Origin of the sequence: Microbacterium sp. CFH 31415, assembly GCF_022538185.1 — a bacterium.
GTDB lineage: Bacteria > Actinomycetota > Actinomycetes > Actinomycetales > Microbacteriaceae > Microbacterium.
The window spans coordinates 242202-266347 of record NZ_JAKYXC010000002.1 but is presented as its reverse complement, the minus strand read 5'-3'; the positions used below and the strand labels follow the sequence as shown (position 1 = coordinate 266347).

General features: G+C 69.9%; 25 protein-coding genes and 1 tRNA gene. 13 read left to right on the top strand and 13 right to left on the bottom strand.

Annotated features, from left to right (window positions below):
* Nucleotides 1-66 precede the first annotated feature (66 nt).
* Entirely contained in the window at nucleotides 67-1470 is a 1404-nt protein-coding gene (locus tag MK786_RS02205) for a chromosome partitioning protein (protein WP_241110615.1), read from the top strand.
* A 39-nt stretch (nucleotides 1471-1509) separates the two neighbouring features.
* Here MK786_RS02205 and MK786_RS02200 read toward each other — a convergent pair.
* Nucleotides 1510-1592 (bottom strand) — tRNA-Leu (locus MK786_RS02200).
* A 47-nt stretch (nucleotides 1593-1639) separates the two neighbouring features.
* Between MK786_RS02200 and MK786_RS02195 the strand changes: the two genes are divergently transcribed.
* Nucleotides 1640-2260 (top strand): response regulator, encoded by a 621-nt coding sequence (locus MK786_RS02195; protein WP_225221961.1) that lies wholly within the window; start codon nucleotides 1640-1642, stop codon nucleotides 2258-2260.
* A 107-nt stretch (nucleotides 2261-2367) separates the two neighbouring features.
* Here MK786_RS02195 and MK786_RS02190 read toward each other — a convergent pair whose 3' ends face one another.
* Nucleotides 2368-2793 (bottom strand): hotdog fold thioesterase, encoded by a 426-nt coding sequence (locus MK786_RS02190; RefSeq protein ID WP_241110614.1) that lies wholly within the window; start codon nucleotides 2791-2793, stop codon nucleotides 2368-2370.
* 58 nt (nucleotides 2794-2851) lie between these two features.
* On the opposite strand from MK786_RS02190, the gene polA reads away from it, so the two are divergent.
* Nucleotides 2852-5491: a DNA polymerase I gene (polA, locus tag MK786_RS02185; protein WP_241110613.1), complete on the top strand. Its 2640-nt coding sequence runs from the start codon at nucleotides 2852-2854 to the stop codon at nucleotides 5489-5491.
* Nucleotides 5492-5537: 46 nt separating this feature from the next.
* The gene (locus MK786_RS02180) at nucleotides 5538-7211 is read left to right on the top strand and encodes a DUF885 domain-containing protein (RefSeq protein WP_241110612.1); all 1674 of its coding nucleotides are present in this window, start codon (nucleotides 5538-5540) and stop codon (nucleotides 7209-7211) included.
* Nucleotides 7212-7220: 9 nt separating this feature from the next.
* On the opposite strand, the gene MK786_RS02175 is transcribed toward MK786_RS02180, so the two are convergent.
* Nucleotides 7221-7847, bottom strand: a complete 627-nt coding sequence (locus tag MK786_RS02175; RefSeq protein ID WP_241110611.1) for a phosphoribosyltransferase — start codon at nucleotides 7845-7847, stop codon at nucleotides 7221-7223.
* A gap of 107 nt (nucleotides 7848-7954) precedes the next feature.
* Here MK786_RS02175 and MK786_RS02170 point away from each other — a divergent pair, with 107 nt between their 5' ends.
* From MK786_RS02170 to MK786_RS02160, 3 genes are read left to right on the top strand one after another with little or no spacing between them, the layout of a single operon-like run.
* Nucleotides 7955-8992, top strand: a complete 1038-nt coding sequence (locus tag MK786_RS02170) for an LLM class flavin-dependent oxidoreductase (protein WP_241110610.1) — start codon at nucleotides 7955-7957, stop codon at nucleotides 8990-8992.
* Nucleotides 8993-9028: 36 nt separating this feature from the next.
* Nucleotides 9029-10387 (top strand): MFS transporter, encoded by a 1359-nt coding sequence (locus MK786_RS02165; protein ID WP_241110609.1) that lies wholly within the window; start codon nucleotides 9029-9031, stop codon nucleotides 10385-10387.
* Between the two features lie 31 nt (nucleotides 10388-10418).
* Nucleotides 10419-11180, top strand: a complete 762-nt coding sequence (locus MK786_RS02160; protein ID WP_241110608.1) for an SGNH/GDSL hydrolase family protein — start codon at nucleotides 10419-10421, stop codon at nucleotides 11178-11180.
* On the opposite strand, the gene MK786_RS02155 is transcribed toward MK786_RS02160, so the two are convergent.
* Nucleotides 11169-11651, bottom strand: coding sequence for a DUF2087 domain-containing protein (locus MK786_RS02155; protein ID WP_241110607.1), 483 nt, complete (start codon nucleotides 11649-11651; stop codon nucleotides 11169-11171). The two genes, MK786_RS02160 and MK786_RS02155, sit on opposite strands and share 12 nt — an antisense overlap.
* Entirely contained in the window at nucleotides 11648-12217 is a 570-nt protein-coding gene (locus tag MK786_RS02150) for a dihydrofolate reductase family protein (RefSeq protein ID WP_241110606.1), read from the bottom strand. Before MK786_RS02150 ends, MK786_RS02155 begins: the two co-directional genes overlap by 4 nt.
* A gap of 88 nt (nucleotides 12218-12305) precedes the next feature.
* Between MK786_RS02150 and MK786_RS02145 the strand changes: the two genes are divergently transcribed.
* Nucleotides 12306-12683 carry a metalloregulator ArsR/SmtB family transcription factor gene (locus MK786_RS02145; protein ID WP_241110605.1) on the top strand — a complete coding sequence of 126 codons (378 nt, stop codon included), beginning with the start codon at nucleotides 12306-12308 and terminating at the stop codon, nucleotides 12681-12683.
* Nucleotides 12676-13122 (top strand): SRPBCC domain-containing protein, encoded by a 447-nt coding sequence (locus MK786_RS02140; RefSeq protein WP_241110604.1) that lies wholly within the window; start codon nucleotides 12676-12678, stop codon nucleotides 13120-13122. Before MK786_RS02145 ends, MK786_RS02140 begins: the two co-directional genes overlap by 8 nt.
* A gap of 8 nt (nucleotides 13123-13130) precedes the next feature.
* Here the strand turns inward: MK786_RS02140 and MK786_RS02135 are convergent, their stop codons facing one another.
* Nucleotides 13131-13970 (bottom strand): carbohydrate kinase family protein, encoded by an 840-nt coding sequence (locus MK786_RS02135; RefSeq protein ID WP_241110603.1) that lies wholly within the window; start codon nucleotides 13968-13970, stop codon nucleotides 13131-13133.
* The gene (locus MK786_RS02130) at nucleotides 13970-14890 is read right to left on the bottom strand and encodes a pseudouridine-5'-phosphate glycosidase (RefSeq protein ID WP_241110602.1); all 921 of its coding nucleotides are present in this window, start codon (nucleotides 14888-14890) and stop codon (nucleotides 13970-13972) included. The genes MK786_RS02135 and MK786_RS02130 overlap by 1 nt, the downstream gene beginning before the upstream one ends.
* Nucleotides 14891-15138: 248 nt before the next feature.
* Here MK786_RS02130 and MK786_RS02125 point away from each other — a divergent pair, with 248 nt between their 5' ends.
* Entirely contained in the window at nucleotides 15139-15402 is a 264-nt protein-coding gene (locus MK786_RS02125; RefSeq protein ID WP_191766500.1) for a DUF6458 family protein, read from the top strand.
* Between the two features lie 90 nt (nucleotides 15403-15492).
* Here MK786_RS02125 and MK786_RS02120 read toward each other — a convergent pair whose 3' ends face one another.
* Nucleotides 15493-16359 (bottom strand): AraC family transcriptional regulator, encoded by an 867-nt coding sequence (locus MK786_RS02120; protein ID WP_241110601.1) that lies wholly within the window; start codon nucleotides 16357-16359, stop codon nucleotides 15493-15495.
* A gap of 254 nt (nucleotides 16360-16613) precedes the next feature.
* On the opposite strand from MK786_RS02120, the gene MK786_RS02115 reads away from it, so the two are divergent.
* Complete coding sequence (locus MK786_RS02115) at nucleotides 16614-18038, top strand: MFS transporter (RefSeq protein WP_241110600.1); 1425 nt, start codon at nucleotides 16614-16616, stop codon at nucleotides 18036-18038.
* Between the two features lie 19 nt (nucleotides 18039-18057).
* On the opposite strand, the gene MK786_RS02110 is transcribed toward MK786_RS02115, so the two are convergent.
* Nucleotides 18058-18789 carry a phosphotransferase gene (locus MK786_RS02110; protein ID WP_241110599.1) on the bottom strand — a complete coding sequence of 244 codons (732 nt, stop codon included), beginning with the start codon at nucleotides 18787-18789 and terminating at the stop codon, nucleotides 18058-18060.
* A gap of 36 nt (nucleotides 18790-18825) precedes the next feature.
* Between MK786_RS02110 and MK786_RS02105 the strand changes: the two genes are divergently transcribed.
* Nucleotides 18826-19746, top strand: coding sequence for an AEC family transporter (locus MK786_RS02105; protein ID WP_241110598.1), 921 nt, complete (start codon nucleotides 18826-18828; stop codon nucleotides 19744-19746).
* Between the two features lie 14 nt (nucleotides 19747-19760).
* On the opposite strand, the gene MK786_RS02100 is transcribed toward MK786_RS02105, so the two are convergent.
* Genes MK786_RS02100 through MK786_RS02090 form a run of 3 tightly spaced genes read right to left on the bottom strand, consistent with a single transcriptional unit; the run spans nucleotide 19761 to nucleotide 21345 of the window.
* Nucleotides 19761-20033: a DUF6510 family protein gene (locus MK786_RS02100; RefSeq protein WP_241110597.1), complete on the bottom strand. Its 273-nt coding sequence runs from the start codon at nucleotides 20031-20033 to the stop codon at nucleotides 19761-19763.
* On the bottom strand, nucleotides 20030-20755 hold the full coding sequence (locus tag MK786_RS02095; protein ID WP_241110937.1) for an FAD-binding oxidoreductase: 726 nt from the start codon (nucleotides 20753-20755) through the stop codon (nucleotides 20030-20032). The genes MK786_RS02100 and MK786_RS02095 overlap by 4 nt, the downstream gene beginning before the upstream one ends.
* A complete protein-coding gene (locus MK786_RS02090) occupies nucleotides 20752-21345 on the bottom strand; it encodes a sulfite oxidase-like oxidoreductase (RefSeq protein WP_241110596.1) in 594 nt (197 codons plus the stop codon). Before MK786_RS02090 ends, MK786_RS02095 begins: the two co-directional genes overlap by 4 nt.
* A gap of 184 nt (nucleotides 21346-21529) precedes the next feature.
* On the opposite strand from MK786_RS02090, the gene MK786_RS02085 reads away from it, so the two are divergent.
* Nucleotides 21530-22090 carry an HdeD family acid-resistance protein gene (locus MK786_RS02085; protein ID WP_241110595.1) on the top strand — a complete coding sequence of 187 codons (561 nt, stop codon included), beginning with the start codon at nucleotides 21530-21532 and terminating at the stop codon, nucleotides 22088-22090.
* 64 nt (nucleotides 22091-22154) lie between these two features.
* On the opposite strand, the gene MK786_RS02080 is transcribed toward MK786_RS02085, so the two are convergent.
* Nucleotides 22155-24143, bottom strand: coding sequence for a S9 family peptidase (locus tag MK786_RS02080; RefSeq protein WP_241110594.1), 1989 nt, complete (start codon nucleotides 24141-24143; stop codon nucleotides 22155-22157).
* Nucleotides 24144-24146 lie beyond the last annotated feature (3 nt).

The window sequence follows — 24146 nt, the reverse complement described above, 5'->3', positions numbered from 1 at the left end:
GATGCTGCGCGAGCCGAGTCGGCTAGCGTTGGAGAGCGCGTCTGAGATCTCGCGCGGGAGGAACCCATGACTACACGCACGCCCGAAGCCACGGTGCACATCCTGTCGAGCACCGTCGCGGAGGTCCATGTCGGAACCGACGTGGAGGAGCTCGTGGCCGCTGACAGCCGTGCGCTGCGGGACCGCGTGGTGGAGGAGATCCGGCTCCTCGCCGCATCGGCCGGCGAGCCCGCACGCGCGACCCTCGTGGAGGGCTCATCGCGGTGGCCCTTGATCGTCCACCCCGATGGCACCTTCGCGGAGAACCTCGAGCCGTCGCCGCCGGCCGCGCCGGCGGGGGAGCCAGTGGTCCCCGCGCCCGCGGTGTCCGAGACCGCGATGTCCGAGCCCGCGGTCCCCGCGCCCGCGATGCCCGCGCCCGCGGTCCCCGCGCCCGCGGTCGCCGTCACCCCGGCCTTCGCCGCCGATGCGCCGCCTGCACCGACACCTACGGTCATGGCCACGCGCAGCACCGCGTCGTCCGTGCGCGACCACTCGAAGCCGACCGTGCAGGATCTGCTCGAGTCGCGCGACAAGGGGGACCGTCCGCGCGCGACCGAAGGGTGGCAGGGCGCCGTGCGCCGCGCAACCGGAGGCCTCGTCTCACCCGCTCCGGGCCGTGCGGAGCAGTCGCGACTCGACCGGCAGCAGCGCGTGCAGCGGCGTCTCGACGCCCCGCGCACGATCGTCGTGCTCAACCCGAAGGGCGGAGCTCACAAGACCACGAGCACGCTGCTGCTCGCTGCCACCTTCGGCACCCTCCGGGGCGGTGCGACGCTCGCGTGGGACAACAACGAGACGCGCGGCACCCTCGGCTGGCGAGCGCAGAACGCGCCCCACCACCGCACTGCAGTCGATCTGCTGGAGGAGCTCGATCGCTTCGCCGATCCGGATGGCTCCGGACTGGCCACCCTCGACACCTACGTGCGAACGCAGGTCGACGCACGGTTCGACGTTCTCGCGTCCGACGAGGACGCCGCGGCGTCGTCGACGATCGACGCGGCCGCCTTCGACCGGCTGCACGCACTGCTGCGGCGCTACTACCGCCTGATGATCATCGACACCGGGAACAACATGCGCGCGTCGAACTGGATCGCGTCCGTGGCGGCGGCGGATCAGCTCGTCATCGTGTCGACCGTCCGCGAGGACACCGCTGCAAGCGCCGCCTGGCTGCTCGACGGACTCCGCGAGAAGGGGTTCGGTGAGAAGGTCGACCGTGCCGTCACGGTTCTGACGGCACCCTCCGCGAAGGCCGACCGACGCCTCGAGAGCCGGCTGACGCGCCACTTCGAGCAGGTCACGTCGGGCGTCGTGATCGCTCCGTTCGATCCCTCGCTGGTCGATGGCGGACCGGTCGACTTCGATTCCCTCTCACCGGCGACCCGCGACGCGTGGCTCACTGTCGCCGCCACGGTGGCCGATCGCCTCTGACACGACGACGCGACCACCTCGAGGGGCGCTCGCAGTCCGTGCCGGTGGTGGGAGTCGAACCCACACGCCCTCGCGGGCAACCGAGTTTGAGTCGGTCGCGTCTGCCATTCCGCCACACCGGCCCGCGCGTCCTGCCGCGCGTCCGCGATTGACCATACCGTAGGATTCAATGGTGACTGAGCAGGAGCTGACCCCCGGAGCGCAGGCCTCCACCCCCCGTCGAGTCGTCGTGGCGGAGGATGAGTCGCTGATCCGACTCGATATCGTCGAGATCCTCCGAGACAACGGCTTCGACGTGGTCGGCGAGGCGGGTGACGGCGAGACCGCCGTGCAGCTCGCCACCGATCTGCGTCCAGACCTCGTGATCATGGACGTCAAGATGCCGCAGCTCGACGGCATCTCCGCCGCCGAGAAGCTCAGCAAGAACCACATCGCCCCTGTGGTGCTCCTGACCGCCTTCAGCCAGAAGGAGCTCGTCGAGCGGGCGAGCGAAGCCGGCGCCCTGGCATACGTCGTCAAGCCGTTCACCCCGAACGACCTGCTGCCTGCGATCGAGATCGCGCTCGCGCGCTACGAGCAGATCATCACGCTCGAGGCCGAGGTCGCCGACATGGTCGAGCGCTTCGAGACCCGCAAGCTCGTCGACCGGGCGAAGGGCCTGCTCAACGAGAAGATGGGCCTGTCCGAGCCTGAGGCGTTCCGCTGGATCCAGAAGGCGTCGATGGACCGTCGCCTCACGATGCAGGACGTCGCGAAGGCGATCATCGAGCAGCTCGCCCCCAAGAAGTGAGCTGATCCTCACCCAGGACTTGCGAGAAGCGGATGCCGCGGCATCCGCTTCTTCGTCTCTACTGGTCCTTGATCTCGATACGCGACGTCGGGCTTCGCCCGTCGGCGCTACTCGATCCGGCGGACGTGGTTCGTGATGCGGATCGTGGAGCACCGGCGCCCCTGGTCGTCGGTGACGACGACCTCGTGCACCGTGACGGTGCGGCCGAGGTGCACCGGAGTGCAGACGCCGGTGACGACGCCGGACGTCGCCGAGCGGGTGTGCGTCGCATTGATGTCGACGCCGACCGCGAGTCGTCCGGGTCCTGCATGGAGGTTCGCCGCCATCGAGCCGAGCGACTCGCCGAGCACGACGTACGCCCCGCCGTGGAGCAGGCCGACCGGCTGCGTGTTGCCCTCGACGGGCATCGTCGCGACGCACCGCTCCACCGAGAACTCGGTGAACTCGACGCCCATCTTCTCCGCGAGGGCTCCCATGCCCCGCGCCGCCGCCCATGCGAGTCCGTCGACGTTCACGGGGGCGTTCTCGGGCATGGCTCACCTTCGGGCTGCGGCGGGTGGGGGTGTCTCCGGCCCTGACTAGGCTTGCAGGGTGACGGACTCCGCAAAGCCTACCCTTCTCGTCGTGGACGGCCATTCGCTGGCGTATCGGGCCTTCTACGCCCTTCCCGTAGACAACTTCTCGACGAAGGACGGCCAGCACACCAACGGCATCTACGGGTTTCTGGCGATGCTCATCAACCTCATCAAAGCGGAGAAGCCGACGCATCTGGCCGTGGCCTTCGACACCTCGCGCCAGTCGTTCCGCACGCGCGAGTACGCCGAGTACAAGGCGAACCGCTCCGAGACGCCGTCCGAGTTCAAGGGGCAGATTCCGATCCTGCAGGACTGCCTCGCGGCCATGAGCATCACGGTGCTCCAGAAGGAGGACTTCGAGGCCGACGACATTCTCGCCACGCTCGCTACGCAGGCCGCGGCCGAACACTACGACGTCCTCGTCTGCTCGGGCGACCGCGACACGATCCAGCTGGTGAACGACGACATCACCCTGCTCTACCCCAACGTGCAGGGCGTATCGCAGCTCAAGCGATACGACCGTCAGGCGGTCATCGACCGCTACGGCGTGCCCCCCGAGCAGTACCCCGACGTGGCGGCACTCGTCGGTGAGACGAGCGACAACCTCCCCGGCGTGCCGAAGGTCGGCGAGAAGACGGCCGTCAAGTGGCTGAACCAGTTCGGCTCGCTCGACGAGCTGCTCGACAACGCCGACAAGGTGACGGGCGTCGTGGGCGGCAACCTGCGTGCGCACCTCGACGAGGTGCGCCGCAACCGCACGCTCAACCGTCTGCTGACCGACGTCGAACTGCCCGTGACGGTCGCCGACCTCGAAGTGAAGCCGATGGACGCCCAGGCCGTGCGCGACATCTTCGCCCGGCTCGAGTTCAAGACCCTCATCCCGCGTGTGGCCGAGCTCGCCGGCATCGAGCAGCAGATGGCGGCGGTGACCTCTGCGGCCGCGGTGCCCATGCCGGCTGCAGCCGAGCTCGCCGCTTCCGAGCTGCTCGCGTGGCTCGAAGCCGTCGAGGGCGAAGTGGGGGTCACGGTCCTCACCGAGGGCGGCCTTCCCACCAGGCTCGGAGTGGCGACGCTCGAGGCTGCGGCTGAGGCGACGTGGACTCCCGAGCTCGCCGAGACGCTCGGGTCCTGGCTCGCCTCCGACGTACCGAAGATCTTCAGCGACGCGAAGGCGCAGGTGAAGGCGCTTCGTCGAGTCGGCCTGCGCGTCGACGGGCTCGCGTTCGACACGATCGTGGCCGGATGGCTGCTGCGCCCGAGCTTCCCCGACAAGAACCTGGCCGACCTCGTCGACCGCTACCTCGACGAGAAGCTCCCTGAGGCCGACCCGACCCAGCTCGTCCCCGAGACCGAGGGCGCGACTCCCGGTCAGCTGTCATGGTTCACGATGCGCGTGACCGAGGCGCTGCGCGGCGAACTGCCCGAGAGCGTCGCGCGGGTGCTGACCGACATCGAGCTGCCCACGCTGCTCACCCTCGCCGACATGGAGCTGGCGGGCGTCGCCGTCTCGCACGGCACCCTGTCGACCTTCTCGGCCGAACTGGGTGAGCGGGCCGATGCGATCGCGCAGCAGGCGTTCCAGGCGATCGGCCGCGAGGTCAACCTCGGCTCGCCCAAGCAGCTGCAGGAGGTGCTGTTCGACGAGCTGCAGCTTCCGAAGACCCGAAAGACCAAGACGGGATACTCGACGGATGCCGCGGTCCTCGCCGACCTGCAGGAGTCCAACCCGCATCCGTTCCTCGACCTGCTGCTCCAGCACCGCGAGGCCACGAAGCTGCGCCAGATCATCGAGTCGCTCGACACCGCGATCGGCGCCGACGGGCGGATCCGCACGACGTACGTGCAGACCGGCAGCCAGACCGGCCGGCTGTCGAGCACCGACCCGAACCTTCAGAACATCCCGGTCCGCACCGACGAGAGCCGCCGCATCCGCTCGGCGTTCGAGGTGGGCGAAGATTACGAGACGCTGCTCACAGCGGACTACTCGCAGATCGAGATGCGGATCATGGCCCACCTGTCCGAAGATCCCGGGCTCATCGAGGCGTTCAACTCGGGCGAAGACCTCCACCGCTTCGTCGGCGCCCGCGTGTTCGCGGTAGACCCGTCCGACGTGACGCCGGCGATGCGCACCAAGGTGAAGGCGATGTCGTACGGGCTCGTGTACGGTCTGTCGGCGTTCGGTCTCTCCAAGCAGCTGCGCATCGAGCAGAGCGAGGCGAAGCAGCTCATGATGGAGTACTTCGCACGCTTCGGGGCGGTGCGCGACTACCTGCGGTCGTCGGTCGAGCAGGCTCGCATCGACGGCTACACCGAGACGATCTTCGGCCGCCGTCGGCCGTTCCCCGACCTCGCCAGCCCCAACCGGGTGCTGCGTGAGAACGCCGAACGGGCGGCCTTGAACGCTCCGATCCAGGGCAGCGCGGCCGACATCATGAAGATCGCGCTGTTCCGCATCCACGACGAGTTCATGTCGCGCGACCTGCGCTCGCGGGTGCTCATGCAGATCCACGATGAGCTCGTGGTCGAGGTGGCTCCGGGCGAGTGGGAGGTCACCGAGCAGATCGTGCAGGACCGCATGGGAGACGCCGCGGAACTCTCGGTGCCCCTCGACGTGCAGATCGGCCGCGGACCGAACTGGAACGAAGCCGGACACTGAGCCCCACGTTTGGCGCGTCACGCCCGGGCTCCTTAGGCTCGACTCCATGACTCAAGAAACACGCACGCCCACGCAGATCGACACGATCGCTGATGCATGGGTCGACACGCTCGCCGAGCTCGAGCCGACGCTGGCCACCTACATCGGCCGTTCGGAGTACAACGACCGGTTCGGCGACTACAGCCCGGCCGGCCAGCAGCGCCTCGTCGAAGAGGGCCGCAAGACGCTGGCGGCTCTCGCCGAGGCGACCCCGGTCGACGACATCGACGTCGTCACCCAGGAAGACCTCGCCCGCGAGATCCAGGTGGGCATCGAGCTCAACGAGGCGAACTGGCACCTGCGCGACATCAATGTGATCGCATCTCCCGCACAGGACATCCGTTCGGTTTTCGATCTCATGCCGACGGCGACCGCCGACGACTGGAGCGTCGTCGCGACGCGCCTGAAGGCCGTCCCCGGCGCCCTCGACGGCTACATCGAGACGCTGCGCGAGGGCATCGCCCGCGGGGTCGTCCCCGCACGCCGCCAGGTGACCGAGGTCGTCACGCAGATCGCGCGCTACACCGAGGATGAGGGCTTCTTCGCGACGTTCGTCGCCGAGGCCGCACCCGAAGAGGGTCAGCTGCCCGCTTCGCTCGCGCGAGAGCTGGCCGACAGCGCGAACGCCGCTCGCGTCGCGTACGACGAGCTCGCGAGCTTCCTCGGCAGCGAGCTCAGCGCAGCGGCGACCGACGATGACGCGGTCGGTCGTGAGCTGTACGCGCTGCACTCCCGTCGGTTCCTGGGTGCGACCGTCGACCTCGACGAGACCTACGATTGGGGGGTCGAAGAGCTCGCCCGCATGGTCGCCGAACAGGAGTCGATCGCGAACGAGATCAAGCCCGGGGCATCCGTCGAGGAAGCGGTGGCGTTCCTCGAGCAGGACGAGTCTCGCAAGCTCTACGGCACCGAGGCGCTCCAGAAGTGGATGCAGGAGACCAGCGATCGCGCGGTCGCCGAGCTCGGCAAGACGCACTTCGACATCGCCGAGCCCATCCGCAAGCTCGAGTGCATGATCGCCCCCACGAAGGAAGGCGGCATCTACTACACGGGTCCGACCGACGACTTCTCGCGCCCCGGCCGCATGTGGTGGTCGGTGCCTGAGGGCGTCGAAGACTTCGACACCTGGCGCGAGCTCACCACCGTGTACCACGAGGGCGTTCCCGGTCACCACCTGCAGATCGCGCAGGCCGTGTACAACCGGGCGCAGCTCAACTCCTACCGCCGCCTGCTCGGAGGCACCTCCGGTCACGCCGAGGGATGGGCCCTCTACGCCGAACGTCTCATGGAGCAGCTCGGCTACCTCGACGACCCTGCCGATCGCCTCGGCATGCTCGACGGGCAGCGCATGCGCGCCGCGCGCGTCGTGCTCGACATCGGCGTGCACCTGCGCAAGCCCCGGCCCGACGGCCAGGGCACGTGGGACGCCGACTTCGCGCTCGAGTTCATGCGTCACAACGTGAACATGTCCGACGAGTTCGTGAAGTTCGAGGTCAACCGCTACCTCGGCTGGCCGGGCCAGGCGCCGTCCTACAAGGTCGGACAGCGCATCTGGGAGCAGCTGCGCGATGACGTCGCGGAGCGCGAGGGAGCGGACTTCTCGATCAAGCGCTTCCACAAGCGCGCTCTCGACATCGGCGGCGTGGGCCTCGACACCCTGCGTTCGGCGCTGTCGCGCTGAGCCGACGGGTCACTCACGGAGGTCGTGGGACAGCAGTTCCACGACCTCCGCGTCGGTCGTCTGGGTGAAGTCGTCGTAGAACTGCCCGACCGCCCAGAAGTCGCGCACCCGGTGCGGGCAGACGTACTCGTCGACCACACCGCGCTCGGGTCGCCAGTCCACGGGCGCGACAGGAGCGGCCAGCACGACCGTCTCCGCGCCGCGCGCGCGCAGCGAGAGGCATGCCGCGGTCGCCGTCGCGCCGGTCGCGATGCCGTCGTCGACGACGATGGCCGTGATCCCCTCGACGTGGTCGTCGGTGTGGAAGAGCGCACCACGGCGCTGGAGCTCGACGCGCTCCATGTCCTCGACGAAAGCCAGCTGCTCGGGGGTGACATGGCCCGCCCGCAGAGCCGCGTCGTTCACGACGCGCACATCGTCCGCGATGGCACCCACCGCGAATTCCTCGTGAGAGGGGGCACCGAGCTTGCGCACGACTGCGACAGCCAGCGGGAGCCCGAGCGAGCGCGCGGCGGCGGCCGCGACGACGACGCCGCCGCGGGGGATACCGAACACGACGGCGTCCTGGCGGGCCCAGGGCTGCAGCGACTCGGCCAGTTCCCGGCCCGCGGCGGAGCGGTCGGCGAAGAGTGCCATACCGCCACGCTACGCCCGGCGCCCCGGCTTGTCTTCGGGAATGCCGGCGATGCCGTCGTGGTTCCTCCCGTCGTGCATCTTATGCACGCGAATGGAAAGGACACGCGATGAGCGACCTCGCATCGGTCGAGCTGGGCCTGGACACCTTCGGCGACATCACCCGCGACGAGTCGGGGGAGCTGCGCACAGGAGCGCAGACCATCCGCGATGTCGTCGACGAGGCGGTGCTGGCCGACCAGGTCGGCCTCTCGTTCTTCGGCGTCGGGGAGCACCATCGCCGCGAGTTCGCCGTCTCGAGCCCCGAGATCGTGCTGGCCGCCGCGGCCGCACGCACGGAGCGCATCCATCTCGGAACCGCCGTCACGGTCCTCTCGAGCGATGACCCCGTGCGCGTCTACGAGCGCTTCGCGACGCTGGACGCCGTCTCGAACGGCCGCGCCGAGGTGATCCTCGGGCGCGGTTCGTTCATCGAGTCGTTCCCGCTGTTCGGCTACGATCTGCGCGACTACGAGACGCTCTTCGACGAGAAGCTCGATCTGTTCTCGCAGCTCATCGAGGAGAAGCCCGTCACCTGGCAGGGGACACTCCGCGCGCCGCTCACCGACGCCGATGTGTTCCCGAAGACCGAGAACGGTCTGCGGGCGTGGGTCGGCGTAGGCGGCACCCCCGAGTCGGTGGTCCGCGCGGCTCGCTACGGCTACGGCCTCATGCTCGCGATCATCGGTGGTCCGTCCGATCGCTTCCGTCCCTTCGCCGACCTGTACCGGCGGTCTCTGACGACGTTCCAGCGCGAACCGCTGCCGATCGGCGTGCACTCGCCCGGGCACGTCGCCGACACCGACCAGCAGGCATGGGAGGAGGCGTACGAAGGCTTCGAGGCGATGAACAACACGATCGGCCGCGAGCGCGGCTGGCCCCCTTACAGCCGCATGCGCTTCCAGCGCGACGTCGGGCCAGAAGGCGCCCTGTACGTCGGCTCGCCCGAGACGGTCGCCCGCAAGATCGCCGGCACCGTGCGCACGCTGGGGGTTCAGCGCTTCGACATGAAGTTCTCGACGGGCACGCTGTCGCATGCGCGCATGATGCGGTCGATCGAGCTCTACGGCACGAAGGTGGCGCCGCTGGTTCGCGACCTGCTGTCGTGAGTGCCGCCGGGGCGGCCGCATCCGTAGCATGAAGATATGACGGATGCCGACACCCGCGCTCCCGCGACAGTTTCGGAGCGCCTGGACCGGCTGCCGTTCACGCGCCGGCACCTGCGCGTCCTGACCGGGTCGGGCCTCGGCTGGGCACTCGACGCGATGGACGTCGGGCTGATCTCGTTCGTGATCGCCGCGCTGGCAGCCCAGTGGAGCCTGCAGCCCTACGAGACCGGGTGGATCGCCTCGGTGGGATTCATCGGCATGGCGGTCGGTGCGAGCCTGGGCGGCCTGCTCGCCGATCGCTTCGGCCGGCGCTCGGTCTTCGCGCTCACGCTCATCGTCTACGGGCTCGCGACGGGTGCGAGCGCCCTCGTCGGCGGGCTGGTGGCATTGCTCGTGCTGCGGTTCTTCGTCGGACTCGGGCTCGGAGCCGAGCTGCCCGTCGCGTCGACCTACGTCAGCGAGTTCGCCCCCGCACGCATTCGCGGCCGCCTCATCGTGATCCTCGAAGCATTCTGGGCAGTCGGGTGGACGGCAGCGGCCCTCATCGGCTTCTACGTCATCCCCGCCTCGGAGGCGGGGTGGCGGTGGGCGTTCGCGCTGGGCGCGATCCCCGCCGCCTACGCACTGTTCGTCCGCTGGGGGCTTCCCGAGTCGCCACGGTGGCTCGAGCGACGGGGCCGGCACGCCGACGCCGAGGCTGTCGTGCGGTCGATCGAGGCGGCAGCCGCACCCTCCGCGGTCGCCCAGCCGGCCAGTGCCCAGCCGGACACCGAGCCGCCCGTGGCGTCCTCAGTCCGTTCGCGTCTCGCATCGCTGTGGTCCCGCGAGTTCACGATGCGGACGGCCTGCCTGTGGCTGGTGTGGTTCTGCGTCAACTTCTCGTACTACGGCGCGTTCATCTGGATCCCGTCGATCCTCGTCGCGCAGGGGTACGACCTCGTGCGGTCGTTCGGCTTCACGCTGATCATCACGCTCGCTCAGCTTCCGGGGTATGCGGCGGCGGCCTGGCTCATCGAGGTGTGGGGCCGCCGCGCGACGCTCTCTGTCTTCCTCGTGGGGTCCGCTGTGTCCGCCGTCGTGTTCGGCACCGTCGGCAGCGAGGGCGGCGTGATCGCCGCGGGCATGGCGCTGTCGTTCTTCAACCTCGGGGCGTGGGGAGCCCTCTACGCGGTGACACCCGAGATGTACCCCACATCGCTCCGGGCCACCGGCTCGGGCTGGGCCGCGGGCGTAGGCCGCATCGCGTCGATCATCGCACCGCTCGCCGTCCCGGCCCTCCTGGCGATGGGCGGTGCTCCCACGCTCTTCGTCGTCTTCGCGGCGTTCTTCGTCGTCGCGGCGGTCGCGGCCTGGGGCCTCGTCGACAAGCGGGGCGTCGCCCTCGACGACCGCTGAGCGAGTCGCGCAACGCGCTTAGGCTGGGACGATGGCATCCGTGCGGTACGTCGCGATCGGCGACTCGTTCACCGAAGGCGTCGGCGACGAGCTTCCCGACGGTCGCGTGCGGGGCTGGGCCGATCTCGTCGCGCAAGGCTGGGCGGATGCCTCCGGTCATCCGGTCGAGTACGCGAACTTCGCGATCCGCGGCAAGCTCGTCTGGCCGATCGTCGAGCAGCAGCTCGAGCCCGCGCTCGCGCTGCGGCCCACCCATCTGTCTTTCAATGGCGGGGGCAACGACATGCTGCGGCCCCGCACCAGCGTCTCGCGCATCGTCGACGCCTTCACCCACGTGCTGCGACGATGCGATGAGGAAGGCGTGACGCTCATCGTGCTGTCCGGCGCCAATCCCTCCGCTCAGCTGCCGCTGAGCCGCGTGATCCAGCGGCGCGGCGACCTGCTCTCGGCCGCCGTCGCGAAGCGGCTCGCCGATCGCGGCGATGTCATCCGGGCGTTCAACTGGCCCGATCGCGAGCTGTCGAGCCCGCCGTACTGGTCGGAGGATCGCCTGCACATGAACTCGCGCGGCCACCACCGCGTGGCGGCTCGCGTGCTCACGGCGCTCGGGCAGGAGCCTCCGGCGGAGTGGTGGTCGCTGCCACCGCTGCCGCCCGCGGCCACGCGCGGGGCCGCCTACTACCGCGAGCACGTCGGGCCCTGGGTCCGGCGACGCCTCACCGGCACCTCGTCGGGAGATGGGCGCGCGCCCAAGCACGGCGAGTGGTTCGACGTGCCGCCGTCAGCCCTCTGACTCGACCAGTGCGTACTCGGAGCCCGACCGCGTGCGCTCGAGCAGTCCGGCGTCGACCAGGTGCCTCCGCAGCCCCGCCACGTCGTCGGCGAACCGCGCCAGGCGCTCATTCGTCTGCTGCTCGCTCAGCACCTCGCCCGGTTCGAACGCGTGAGTCGCCACCCACGCGAGCAGTTCGCGGCGATCGCCGTCCTGCACCGGAAAGCGATCGATGCGACCCGCGCCGTCGAGGAACCGCGCCGGCCCGGTGGCCTTGGAGACAGGATTCTCCTCCAGGATGCCGCGCAGCAGGGCGTCGGCGAAGATGAGGCCGTCGGCGGTCTCGCGGACCAGCCCGAGCCCGGCGAGGCGTGCGACGGCACGCTCCCGGCGGGCGGCCGTGAGCGGAGGTGCGGCCATCGCCTCGGCCAGCACGACCCGCAGGTCGGGGTTGAGGAGCGCCGCGATGACGCCCCGCCAGCGGTCGCTCACCCGCCGATCCCATCGACTGCATAGGTGAGCTCCGCGAACGCACCCGCCTGCCGGACGCCGGTGAGGGTCAGCCGGTCAGGGCCGATGCGGCGGGGGAGCAGCGGTTTGCCCGAGGGCAGCGTCGCCGGGGCCACCGACACGACGATCTCGTCGAGCAGGCCCGCGTCAGCGAACTGGCCCGCCAGGTCTCCGCCGCCGACGATCCATACGTCGCGGTCGCCCGCAGCCGCGCGGATCGCGGGCCAAGCGTCCGTCACGTCGCCGCGGATGAAGCGGATGTCGGCACCCGGCACGTCCGGCAGCTCCCGACCGGTGAACACGAACGTCGGACGTGCGCCGTAGTACGCCGGCCACTTCTCGGGGTGATCCACGAGGTGCTCGTGCCGGAGCACCCACTCATACGTCGCCGACCCCTGCACGAGGACGCCGATGCCGGAGAGGAAGTCCATGAAGTCGCTGTCGCCGCCTTCGCCGCCTGGTGCCGCGAAGAGCCAGTCGAGAGAGTCGTCATCGTCTGCCAGGAAGCCGTTGAGGGTGGTGGCGGTGTAGAAGATCACGCGGGCCATTCCGTCACCGTACCGTGATGCGGCGACATCCTTGACAAGTATTCAACCGGTAGGTACTGTACCGAGCAGTTGAATAAACGAGGTGATCATGACCGACCAGCTGAGCCGCACCTTCTCGGCCCTCGCCGACCCCACGCGACGCGCTATCCTCGAGCGACTCAGCGGGGGAGAGGCGAACGTCGGCGAGCTCGCGGCGCCGTTCGACATGACGTTCGCCGCCGTTTCGAAGCACCTGCGCGTGCTGGAAGGGGCGGGGCTCGTCACTCGGGGCAGGGACGCGCAGTACCGACCTGCGCGGCTCGACGCGCGGCCCCTGGCCGCGGCATCCCGCTGGATCGAGAACTACGCGCAGTTCTGGGAGGACAGTGTCGGCGCCCTGGACCAGTACCTCAACGCCCTTCAACAGCTCTCACCCTCGGCGCCCGACCAGCACGACCAGGCCCATCAGGAGAACGATCATGACTGAGTACTTCACCGTCACCCGCACGCTGAACGCGCCGCGCGAACTCGTGTTCGAGGCGATCACCACGCCCGAGCATTTCGCAGTGTGGTTCGGCACCGCTGCCGTCGAGGTGCCCCAGGACACGCTGACCATGGACGTGCGTCCGGGGGGCGCCTTCCGTGCGGTGATGCATCTGCCCGACGGCCATCGCATCCACTGGTCGGGGGAGTACCAGGTCGTCGAGCCTCCCGCGCACCTCGCGATGACGCTGACCGATCAGCCGGGCGACGACGTCGGGCTGCCCGTGCTGTTCGACCTCGAAGAGGTCGATGGCGGCACCAGGCTCACCATCCGCCAGGACCGCTCCGACTTCACCGACGAGCAGGTCGCCGCGACGATCGCGGGCTACAACGCCTTCGTCGACGACATCGAGCGCGTGCTCGCGACGATGCAGGACGCCTGAGCCCCGCGTCACAGAGCGCCCGCGCGGCGCAGCGCGCTCATCGCGAGCTGGCTGCCGGCGCGGGCGCTCTCACGCGGGTCGGCACCCGACAGCGTGGCGGTGATGCAGCCCGCCGCGAACGCGTCGCCGGCGCCGGTCGAGTCGAGCACGTCCTCGACCCGGTCCACCGGCACCTCGACGCGGGAGTCGCCCTCGATCACGACCACGGGGTCGCCGCCGCGCTTCACCACGAACACGGCACCCGTCAGATCCAGGTCGAGCGCGGTCGCCGTGCGAGCCTCCTCGGCGTTGGCGAACACGACCGCCGGCGCGAGGTCGTCGACGATGCGCTGGAGCCGTGCCGCACCGAGGTCGCGCATCGTGGCGACGCTCGAGAGGTCGAGGCTGACACGCGCCCCGGTGCGTCTTGCGGCGGCCGCGGCATCCGTCACCGCCGTTCTCGAGGCGGGCTCGGCGAAGCCGTACAGCGGCAGATGCACCCAGTCGACGCCGGCGAGCCATTCGGGATCGATCGCGGCGAGGTCTGCGGCTGCGCCCCGGTCGGTGATCATGGTTCGCTCTCCGTCGGCGTCGACGAGGACGACGATCGCACCCGTGCGTCCTTCCCGCTGCACCCGCACGTCGACTCCGGCCGCAGCCATCTCGGCGACGAGGACGCGGCCGATGGTGTCGTCGCCCACCCGGCCGATGAAGCGCACGGGATGCCGCGGCGCGGCGGCGACCGCCACGTTGGCGGCACTTCCTCCGCGCGTGATACGCACCTCCGCGGGATTATCGGTGCCCCGTTCGAGCGAGGAGCCCCCGAGCACGATCAGGTCGGCGATCAGGTCGCCGATGACCGCGAGCATCAGGCGCGGTCCGCCAATGCGCGGGCGATGAGCGCACCGAGTTCGACGTTGCCGCGGTAGACCTCGACGTTGGCGTCGAGACTGCGCCCGCCCGTCTCGCGCTGCAGGAAATCGAGGAGGAACGGGGTGGTGTCGTGACCCGTCACGCCCTGGGCCTCGGCCGACGCGAGCGCGCGGGAGAGCACCTGGTCGTGGAGGGCCGGGTCGAGCTGGTGGTCGGCGGCGACCGGGTTCGCGACCAGAAGGGTGGAACGGATGCCGAGACCGTCGCGCGAGCGGGCGATCTCGGCGATCTCAGCGGGGGAGTCGACCGCGTGCTCGATGTCGTGCCCGGAGTCGGCGATGTAGAAGCCGGGGTAGTCGGTGGTGCGATAGCCGACGACAGCCAGGTTCAGCGTCTCGAGCCGTTCGAGCGTCAGCGGGATATCCAGGATCGACTTGACCCCCGCGCTCACGACGATGAGCGGGAGCGTCGCGAGCGTGCCGAGATCGGCGCTCTCGTCGAAGGTCCGCTGCGCCTCGCGATGCACGCCCCCGAGGCCCCCGGTGGAGAAGACCCTCACTCCCGCGAGGTGGGCGAGGTATGCCGTCGCGGCGACCGTCGTGCCGGCGCTGCGTCCCCGCGCGGCGAGGACAGGCACGTCGCGCAGACTCGCCTTCACGACGTCATCGCTCGTGGACAGACGCTCGATCTCGGCGGTCGAAAGGCCGACGGTGGGCCGGCCGTCGATCACGCCGATCGTCGCGGGCACCACGCCGAGGGAGCGCACCCGATCCTCGGCCTCAAGGGCGACGTCGAGATTGCGCGGCCTCGGCAGCCCGTGGGTGAAGATCGTCGACTCGAGCGCGAGCACGGGGTCGCCCGCGGCAACCGCGGCGCGGACCTCGGGCGAGATGGCGAGGGGAGAGGGCACGGGCATCCTTCCGACGGGTACCGCCACCATACAAAGCCCGGGTCCGGGTCCCGTGGATCGGCGCGGGGGCCGAGGACACGTGAGTGTTCGGTCGACGACAGCCGGCGATGGTGGACGGAATGCAGATGCCCTGAAACCGGAGGATTGTCAACCCCCTGCACGAGGTTCGGCGGATCGGGGAGCGTATCTGTCGGGACGGTTGCGTCCCGAACACAGGGGAGGGCCGATCGCCGTGCCCCGGAAAGGAACCTCGCATGAGCATCGGAGCAGGAATCGCACTGTTCGCCATCGGCGCCATCCTTGCGTTCGCGGTGAACGTGGAAGTCGAATGGGTGAACCTCGACATGATCGGCTACATCCTGATGGGTGCCGGCCTGGTGATCTTCCTCGTCGGAATCGTCCTGATGGCCCGCCGCCGCCGTTCGGAATCGGTGACGCACACCGCAGTCGACCCGACCGCCAACGAGCGGGTGACCCGCCGGTCGACGACCACGCCGGATGACACCGTCGGTCTCTGACCGCACCATCGTTCGAACGGGGGCGGGGCCGCGAAGGCTCCGCCCCCGTTCGCCGTCCGCGGCGACGAGCAGTCTGCGGCATCGGGCCCGCTACGCCCGCTCCACGGGCAGCCAGAGCTCGCACGTCGCGGTGGCGAAGTCGGGGGAGCGGTCGAGCACGGCGACCATCGACGGGCCCGGGCGAAGGCGCCACGGGTTCGAGGGGAACCAATCGGTCGCCGTCGCCGCCCACGTCGACTGCAGCGCGGCGGGGTAGTCGCCGTCCACACGGAACACCGCCCACGATCCCGCGGGCACCTCGATGGTGTCGAGGTCGTCCGGAACAGCCGAGTCCGCTCTCACGGCCACGCCGTGGAGATAGGTGAGCTCGCTGCCTTCGGTGTAGTCGGGCGCGACGTCGTCGCTCACCTGCAGGATGCCGGCGGGCTCGGTGTCGCTCAGTGCCTTGAGGCGCGCATGCGCCTCCGCGGGAAGACCCGCGATGTGCGCTTGGATGTGCGGGTTGGCGCCGTCGTGGATGAGCGGCACGCGCGCGGCGTGGCCCACCAGGCGGAAGGCGGGGCGATCTGCGATACGGGTGTCCATGGGGGAGTTCCCTTCGACGGTCAGGCGGAACCTGAGTTGCGGCTGTGAGCGAAGGGGACCGCCGTCGCGGCGCACGTCGCCGGGGCCGACGCCGTGCACGGCGCAGAACGCGCGCGCGAACGCCTCGGTCGAGCCGTAGCCGTAGCGCACCGCGATCGTGAGCAGTTCGTCGCCGGAGACCACATCTGCCGCAGCAGCCGTCATCCGCCGACGGCGCACATACTCGGAAAGCGGCATCCCGGCGAGCGATGAGAACATCCGGCGGAGGTGATACTCGGTCGTGCCGGCGTCGCGTGCGAGGGCCGCGAGGTCGATGTCGTCGGTGAGATGATCCTCGACGAACTCGACCGTGCGATTGAGCGATGCGATCACGGTTCCTCCTTCAGATACCAGCCTGCGCGGGGAAGCGGGGGCGCGCCCGATGATCCCGGACCGCTTCTGTCGGTTCAGAAACGCGAGTTGACATAATGTGCATTATCGGCGAGAGACCATTCTGGTCGCACGTCCGATTCTCCTCGGTTGAGCAGGACGCGTCGCGCGCGGGTATCGTCGCTGTCGCGGATCGGCTGGCCGGCGTCGTGTCGGTGATCCGCGCCGCGTACTGCCAGCCCTGGAGTCGACTGCCCATGCGTGAACGCAATCTGCCGCTGGTCCTGACCCTCGTCGCCGCACAGCTCGTCGTGATGCTGGACTCCAGCATCCTCAACGTCGCGCTGCCGTCCATCGCCGAGGACCTCGGACTCACGGCCGTCGGCACCGCGTGGGTGCTCAACGCCTACTTCCTGACCTTCGGCGGTCTGCTGCTGATCTCCGGACGCGCCGCCGACGTCTTCGGACGGCGGCGCATGTTCCTCATCGGCGCCACCGTGCTCGCCGCCGGCTCGGTCCTCGGCGGCTTCGCTGCCGACGAGACGATGCTCGTGCTTGCGCGCCTGGTGCAGGGCGCGGGGTCGGCCATGCTCAGCCCTGCGGCCATGTCCGTCATCCTCGCGACCTTCTCCGGGACGACGAAGACGAAGACGATGGCGTGGTGGGGCGCGGCATCCACCGCGGGCGGCGCGCTCGGTGTCACCGTCGGCGGCATCCTCACCGGCGCGTTCGGCTGGCAGAGCGTCATGTTCGTCACCGCCGCGGCCGCCGCTCTCGTCGTCGTCGCGGGCCGGCTCCGACTCGAGCGCGACACGCCGGCGACGCGTCGCACCTTCGACGGCACGGGTGCGGCTCTCATCACCCTCGCGGCCGGCGCCGTTGTCTACGGCGTTCTGAGTATCCCTCACGCGGGACTCGCATCTGTCGAGGTCGTCGTCGCGGCGGTCGTCGCCCTCGCCGCCGGGATCGGCTTCGTGCTCGTCGAGCTCCGCTCATCGGACCCCGTCCTTTCCCTCCCGGCCCTGCGCGAACCGCGCGTCGCCGGAGGCATCGTCGTCAACCTGCTCGGCGGCGGCGCGCGGATCGCGTGCTTCGTGCTGGTCGCGCTGCTCATTCAGCAGGTGCTCGACTACGACCCCGCGGTCGCCGGTCTCGCCATGCTCCCCACCTCGCTCGCCGGCTTCGCCATCAGCACCCTGGTTCTCCCCCGCGCACTCGCCCGTTTCGGACCGGAGAAGGTGACGGTCATCGGGCTGATCCTGCTCGTCGTCGCGCATCTGCTGTTCGCGACCATCGACTACGGCGCGCCGTACGTCTGGCGAGTGCTCCCCGTTCTCGTCATCGCAGCCGCCGGAGTGGCCTTCAGCTTCACCCCGACCACGCTGGTGATCTCCAGCGGCATGGCCGCGCGCAACGCGGGCGTCAGCTCGGGTCTCGCGTCCTCGACGGCCCAGATCGGCGGCGCCATCGGCATCGCGGCGTTCGGCGCCGTCGACGCCTATCGCCGCGCCGCCGTGCTCACCGCCGGCGGCACCGACCTCGCTGCAGCCGAAGCAGGGCTCTCCGCCGCCCACCTCGCAGCGGCGATCGCCGCGGCAGCAGCGACTCTCCTCGCCGTCGCCACGTTCCCGTCGCTGCGGCCACGGCGGCGACTTCCCGACGACGTCGACGCAGCCGCCTGACCTGGGCGGCGCGGCTGACTCAGCAACGCAGGCGCAGAGCCGCGGCGTCCCGCTCATACATAGCCGCGTGCTCGAGGAAGTCGGCGCGCCCGGTCTCGTCCGCGCGGTCGCGCGTGAAGGCCGCGAGGTCGTCGAGCCGCTGCGCCATGACATCCAGGATCTCCGCCTCGGTGAACTGCATGCCGTACGCGTCGAACAGCTGCGCGAGCCTGCGATCCGTGTCCAGACCGTCGGCACCCACCGCGTCCTCGGCGAACGGAACGAGCCGGTACGCCAGGTACGCCAGATCCCACAGCCGCGGTCCCGGCGACGCGAAGTCGAAGTCGATCACGCCGACGAGACCTCCGTCGCGCGCGACGAGGTTGTAGGTCGCGAAGTCGTTGTGACAGATCACCTCCGCAGGCTCGCGACGTGGCGACCGCCACACGAGGGACTCCTGGGCCACAAGGACGGCGCCGGCGTCGTGGAGCTGCCGCAGCAGTCGACCGGCTGCATCTAGGACATCGCCTGCCCACCTCACGCCCGGGGTCGCGTCGCTGAGCATCTCCCCCTCGAGGTAGGTCAGGATCTCGCGGCCCTGTGCATCCCGACCGAGTACACGCGGCACCCCCTCGACGTCGGCGTCGGCCAGGGCGCCCAGCAGCCGGTGGACCGCAGGCGTCCACCGCCCCGTGACGCGCCGCACCGTGTCACCGACACGGATCACCGGCGCCATGTTCCCGCCGCTCAGGTGCCGCTCGATGTCATCCACGCGTTCCACGCTACCCACCCCGCTTAGGCTCGTAGCGTGCTGGAATCGCTCACCGGGTTCGTCGTCGTGGGCGTCGCCATCCTCGTCGGGTGGATCATCGGCCGGATCGATCTGCTCGGCGAGCACGGCCGTCCGGTGCTGGCCCGGCTCACGTTCTTCGTACTCTCCCCCTTCCTGCTGTTCGTCGTGCTCGCGCAGGCCGACGTCCGCACGCTGTTCTCGGCCCTGCTCCCGGTGTCGGCGATCGCTGCCGTCGCGATGATCGCGGTGTTCGTGGTCATCGCACGCTTCGTGTGGAGGCGCTCCGTCGGCGAGACCGTGATCGGCGCCCTCAGCGCCGGGCAGGTGAACTCGAACAACATCGGCATCCCCCTGTCGCTGTACCTGCTGGGCAGCGCGGCATACCCGGCACCGGTCATCCTGCTGCAGCTGCTGATCTTCACCCCGATCACGATGTCGATCCTGGATGCCGTCACCTTCGGCCGCGCGACGCTGTGGCGCTCCATCGTCCGCACCGCGACGAACCCGATCGTGCTCGGCTCGGTGCTGGGCACGCTCGTCTCGGTCGCCAGGGTGGAGCTGCCGCCGGTCGTGCTCGAACCCGCTGTGCTCATCGCCAACGCGTGCGTCCCGGTGCTGCTGATCAGCTACGGCATGTCGCTCGTCGGTCAGCGCGTGCTCGCCCCGTCGGGCCGGCGGCGCGACATCATCCTCGCGACGACGCTCAAGCTCGTCGCGATGCCTGTCGTGGCGTGGGCGGTCGCCGAGTTCGTGTTCGGTCTGAGCGACCAGGACGTGCTCGTGGTGGTGGTGCTGGCCGCGCTCCCCACGGCGCAGAACGTCTTCAACTACTCGCAGCGCTACGACGTCGGCGAGACGATCTCGCGGGACACCGTGTTCCTGACCACCCTGGGCTGCCTCCCGGTGCTCATCGTCATCACGCTCCTCCTCGGCTGACCCCGCAGGCGGCGTCAGGAGTCGGACAGCTCGCGGAGCATCCCGATCACGACGCGGGTGCGCCCGTCCGTACGCAGCACGGTGAAGAGCGTGTGCGTGCACGAGCGGCAGCGCACGATCGCCGCCGTGTCGTCGAGCTCCACGACCGTCTCGGCCAGTGGTCCCGCCGACCCGCACCCGCCGCATACTGCCGTCATGACCGTGATCTCGCCGGCCAGCAGATCGTCCATCATTCCTGCCAGCGCGTTCCCGTCGACCGTCGATGTCGCGTTCTCCGCACGCATCATGCGCCCCCGAATCGTTCCGTCTTCACGCGCGCCGGCGGATGCCCGAGGCGCACCAGCGCATCGGCGACGTGCTCGACGAACCCGGTCGGTCCGCACACGAACACCGTCGGTGCATCGCCTGCCGGCCAGATGGCCGCGCGGATCCCCTCGTCGTCGAGTCGGCCGACGCGCCCGGTCCAGCCCGCCGGAGCCTCCCGCGTGTACGCCCACGTGACCGCCACTCCCCCGTCGCCCGCCGACATCTCGATCTCATCGCGATATATCGCGTCTCCGGGGCGGCGGACGGAATACAGCAGGCGGAAGGATGACGCGGCCGCGGCATCCCGAGCCGCCCGCGCCATCGCCATCAACGGCACGATCCCCGACCCTCCTGCGATGAGCTGCACCGGTCCCTCTCCCCCGGCCCGCCAGACGAAGTAGCCGCCGAGCGGTCCCTTCACCTCGAGTTCATCGCCGGGGAGCACGTCGCGCACGAGGTACGGCGACACCTCGCCGTCAGGGATCTCGTCGACCGCGAGCTCGATGACCGGGCCCGCGCCGTAGGAGCCGAGCGAGTAGGAGCGCTCGGCCTGGTAGCCGTCCTCCGCGGTCAGCCGGATGTCGACGTGCTGGCCGGCGTCGCTCCCGGGCCAGTCCTCGACGTTCAGCCGCAGGACGCGGGCGCTCGGGGTCGCCTCTTCGACCGAGGCGACCCGGGCGGGGCGCCACCCGCCGACGATCACCAATACCGCTCCTCGGTCCACGGGTCCCCGTGCATGTTGTAGCCGTTCTGCTCCCAGAACCCCGGCTCGTCGCTGTCCATGAGCGTGAGGCCCTGCACCCACTTCGCGCTCTTCCAGAAGTACAGGTGCGGGACCAGCAGCCGGGCGGGTCCGCCGTGCTCGGGGTCCAACGGCGCGCCGTCGAACTCGAATGCGACCCACGCCCTCCCGCCGAGGAGGTCCTCCAGCGGGATGTTGGTGGTGTAACCGCCATAGGAGTGCGCCATCGCGAACGCGGCGTCGGTGTCGACGTGCTCGAACACCGTGTCCAGGGACACACCACGCCACGACGTGCCGAGCTTCGACCACCGGGTCACGCAATGGATGTCGGTCGACACGTGCTCGATCGGCAGCTCCATGAACTCGTCCCAGGTCCAGGACACCAGTTCTCCCGACTCGTTTCGCACGCCGAACGACCACTCGGCCGTGTCGACCCGAGGAGTGGGCCCGGCCGACAGCACCGGAAAGTCCTCGGTAAGGTACTGCCCCGGCGGCAGGTTCGCATCGCTCTCCCGACGACGTGCCCCGAAACCGCGTGAGAAGACTGCCATGGTTGCCCTCCGTATCGGACTGCGCGCACGCTCACCGTAGTACCGGGGCCGCCGGGTGCGCGAGGGCGGAAATGCGCGCTCCCTGCCCGAGTGCGCGACACGCAGTGTGCAATGCGCCGATATTCGACCTCGGGTCTAAGCTTTGACCGCTCGTTAACAGCAAATTCTCAGAAAGGACCCTCGCATGTCCACAGCAGACGCGGCCGAGAAGTCGGCCGTCAACGGCATCCGCACGGCACTCGGCATCGGCGGTGTTCTCGCGGTCATCGTCGGCATCCTGATCCTGGCCTGGCCGGGCAAGACCGCGATGGTCGTCGCGGCGATCATCGCCATCTACGCGATCGCCGCCGGGCTCGTCTACGCCGGGCTCGGCATCTTCTCAAAGAACAAGGGCGGGTGGGCGCGCGTCGGACACATCGCGCTCGGAGTGCTCTTCGTCATCGCGGGTGTCGTCGCGCTGATGAACCTCGGCCAGACCACGGCCTGGCTCGCCGTCTTCGTCGGCATCCTCGTCGGTATCATGTGGATCGTCGAAGGCATCGTGGCTCTCTCGACCCTCGGCGACGCCGCGTCGAAGGGGTGGTCGATCTTCTTCGCGATCATCAGCATCATCGCCGGTATCGTGCTGCTCTTCTCGCCGCTGTGGGGCGCCGCGGTGCTGTGGTGGCTGATCGGCATCGCACTCATCGTGCTCGGCATCATCAACGTGGTGCGCGCGTTCACCTTCGGCAAGAAGGACCTCTGAGGCGTCGATACCGCGAAGAGGGGCCCCGGCGTCGCGCCGGGGCCCCTCTTCCTACTGCGATCGGTCAGTCGGCCGGCAGGTGCCGAGCCCACCACGCGAGCACCGCGTCGAACCGCTGCACGCGGTGGCGCGGCTGGCCCGAGCGGGTGAGCTCGTGATTCTCGCCCGGGAACACGAGCATCTCGGCCTCGGTCCCATTGCGCTTGAGCGCCGCGTAGTAGCGCGTCGCCTGCTCGAGCGGGCACCGGAAGTCGAGCTCGGAGTGGATGACGAGGGTCGGCGTCGTCACCTGCTCGACGACCGCCATCGGGCTCTGCCGTGAGATGGCATCGGCATCGATCCCGACGTACTCGTCGCCGAAGAACGTGCCGATGTCGCTCGTGCCCTGGAAAGACACCGGGTCGAGGAATCCGCGCTCGACGATGGCCGCGGCGAACCGGTGGTCGTGGGCGATGACCCACGCGGTGAGGTAGCCGCCGTACGAGCCGCCCATCACGCCGACCCGCGTGCCGTCCAGGCGGGGGTCCGACGCGATGGCGCCCTCGAGGAAGTCGATCACGTCTGCGAAGTCGACGGTGCCCATGGCCCGGCGGATGCTGCGTCCGTGCGCGCGCCCGTAACCGGCCGAGCCCCGCGGGTTGCTGTAGACGACGGCATAGCCGGCATCGACGAGGACCTGCGTCTCGTCGAACAGGTGCACGCCGTACGACGCGTACGGCCCACCGTGGATCTGCAGGATCACCGGGAACGGACCCTCGCCCTCGGGAACGGCGACCCAGCCGTGCACGGGATAGCCGTCGCGACCGTCGACTGTGAGCTCGCGAGGAGTGACGATTCCGGATGCCGCGGCCCGCGCCCCGAAGGCGGTGAGCGTGCGGTCGGTCCCCTCCTCGACGAGGACGAGCTCGCCGTAGGAGTCGGGCCGCGCGATCGCGGCGACGATCCGCTCGCCGGCGGCGGCATGTCCCGCCACCTCGACGTCGCCGCCGAGCACTTCGCTGATCTCGCCCGCGCGCGTCACGCGCAGCAGCCGCACGCGCCCGCGAGTGCGGTCCTGCACGAGGAAGTCATCCCCTACAACCGTGATGTGGCTTCCGACCTCGCCGAGGTCGACGGATTCCGCGTCGGTCAGACGGCGCGGCCCGTCGGCTTCGAGGAGCCAGAGCCCCACCCCGGGAGCGACGAAGTCGATGCCGTCTTCGCCGACCTCGTGGCCGAGCAGCGCGACGGTCCCGTCGGGGGCGACCTCGACTCCGTAGAGCGACAGCCCGGCGTCGACGCCCAGCACCTCGCGCTGTCCTGAGCCGTCGGTGGCCACGGCGATGACGCGCGTGCGGAGGTCGCGACGCGACGGCTCGATCTCGTCGACGGCGGTCAGCACCTCGGTGCCGTCGGCGGAGAAGACGACACCGCCGTGCGACACGGCGCCCTCGGTGAGCCGCCGTGCGTCGGACGCCACCGTCTTCTTCTTCGGGGGCGTCCCATCGGTGTCGCGGACAGCGGCGGCGGGTTCGTAGAACGGCTCGGAGTCGGTCGCGGGAGCATCCACGACGAACATGTGCGCGGGGCGGTCGGCGATGTACCCGAGTCCGTTGGCGTGCCAGCGGATCCCGGTGATGTGGCGGGGCGCCTCGGCCGAGGCATCCAAGCCCTCCACACTGCCGTAGCGCCCCTTCTCGGGAACGCGCGCGGCGAAGGCCAGTGTGCGCCCGTCGGGCGACCATGCGAAGCCCTCGACGCCGAGGACCGTGTCAGTCGCCTGCACGGGCTCGCCGCCTGCGGCCGAGACGACCCAGACCTGGCCCTTGCCTTTTGCGTCCGCGCGCACGAAGGCGAGGGTCTGCCCGTCCGGCGACAGCCGAGGGCCGGAGTCGGACGTGCCGCGCGTGAGGCGGCGGGGAGTGCCGTCGGGCAGGTCGACGCGCCAGAGCTGGCCGACGGCGCGGTTGGCTTCCAGGTCGGCGCGCGAGGTCGCGAACACGGCGAACGAGCCGTCAGGCGCGATGGCGGGCCGACCGACTGAGACGAGCGTGTCGATGTCGAGCGCGCGCACGCG

Coding starts and splice junctions, on each gene's coding strand:
- MK786_RS02085 (WP_241110595.1), top strand. CDS start 21,530: ATGTCCACAGCAGACGCGGCCGAGAAGTCGGCCGTCAACGGCATCCGC.
- MK786_RS02180 (WP_241110612.1), top strand. CDS start 5,538: ATGACTCAAGAAACACGCACGCCCACGCAGATCGACACGATCGCTGAT.
- MK786_RS02175 (WP_241110611.1), bottom strand. CDS start 7,847: ATGGCACTCTTCGCCGACCGCTCCGCCGCGGGCCGGGAACTGGCCGAG.
- MK786_RS02125 (WP_191766500.1), top strand. CDS start 15,139: ATGAGCATCGGAGCAGGAATCGCACTGTTCGCCATCGGCGCCATCCTT.
- MK786_RS02135 (WP_241110603.1), bottom strand. CDS start 13,970: ATGCTCGCGGTCATCGGCGACCTGATCGCCGACCTGATCGTGCTCGGG.
- MK786_RS02205 (WP_241110615.1), top strand. CDS start 67: ATGACTACACGCACGCCCGAAGCCACGGTGCACATCCTGTCGAGCACC.
- MK786_RS02150 (WP_241110606.1), bottom strand. CDS start 12,217: ATGGCCCGCGTGATCTTCTACACCGCCACCACCCTCAACGGCTTCCTG.
- MK786_RS02165 (WP_241110609.1), top strand. CDS start 9,029: ATGACGGATGCCGACACCCGCGCTCCCGCGACAGTTTCGGAGCGCCTG.
- MK786_RS02140 (WP_241110604.1), top strand. CDS start 12,676: ATGACTGAGTACTTCACCGTCACCCGCACGCTGAACGCGCCGCGCGAA.
- MK786_RS02145 (WP_241110605.1), top strand. CDS start 12,306: ATGACCGACCAGCTGAGCCGCACCTTCTCGGCCCTCGCCGACCCCACG.
- MK786_RS02090 (WP_241110596.1), bottom strand. CDS start 21,345: ATGGCAGTCTTCTCACGCGGTTTCGGGGCACGTCGTCGGGAGAGCGAT.
- MK786_RS02170 (WP_241110610.1), top strand. CDS start 7,955: ATGAGCGACCTCGCATCGGTCGAGCTGGGCCTGGACACCTTCGGCGAC.
- MK786_RS02160 (WP_241110608.1), top strand. CDS start 10,419: ATGGCATCCGTGCGGTACGTCGCGATCGGCGACTCGTTCACCGAAGGC.
- MK786_RS02195 (WP_225221961.1), top strand. CDS start 1,640: ATGGTGACTGAGCAGGAGCTGACCCCCGGAGCGCAGGCCTCCACCCCC.
- MK786_RS02115 (WP_241110600.1), top strand. CDS start 16,614: ATGCGTGAACGCAATCTGCCGCTGGTCCTGACCCTCGTCGCCGCACAG.
- MK786_RS02190 (WP_241110614.1), bottom strand. CDS start 2,793: ATGCCCGAGAACGCCCCCGTGAACGTCGACGGACTCGCATGGGCGGCG.
- MK786_RS02130 (WP_241110602.1), bottom strand. CDS start 14,890: ATGCCCGTGCCCTCTCCCCTCGCCATCTCGCCCGAGGTCCGCGCCGCG.
- MK786_RS02100 (WP_241110597.1), bottom strand. CDS start 20,033: ATGATGCGTGCGGAGAACGCGACATCGACGGTCGACGGGAACGCGCTG.